General features: G+C 50.1%; 1 protein-coding gene. It reads right to left on the bottom strand.

Annotated elements, in window-relative coordinates:
• Positions 1-180: 180 nt before the first annotated feature.
• Positions 181-385: MmyB family transcriptional regulator (locus CVN76_RS00430; RefSeq protein WP_442857518.1), on the bottom strand; the 205-nt coding region annotated here is incomplete at its 5' end.

The following is a 385-nucleotide window of genomic DNA, read 5'->3' as shown; positions in this document are numbered from 1 at the left end:
TTCTTTCAAGCGGCCAAACAGACCATCGATAAGACGTTGTTCTTCGGATTGCATAGGATTACCTCAAGGAGATGAATAACGGTACTGGATGAAAGATCTCATCGGTAGCTGTCACCCTAGCGCGTTTAGATGAACCAATAAATAAATGGCAGGTAAACCTGTTTATGAATTTGTTACCCGTTACGTCAAAGGGATCAGCATCACCAGTTTCAGCCCGCCGTTTTCCACCGGATGAAACGTCAGTTGCCGATAGCGCAGCTCGCCTTGTTGCCCGTGAGTAAAAGCTCGCTCTCCCCCTTCGCGCGCCAGCACATCATGCTGTTTCCACCAGTGATGGAAGGCCTCGCTGTTGTGCGTCATGTTGCGTACGAACGCGCGCATCTCT

This window comes from Bacillus sp. mrc49 (genome assembly GCF_002803435.1).
The sequence above is the reverse complement of the archived record's forward strand: the minus strand, read 5'-3'. Positions and strand labels throughout refer to the sequence as shown.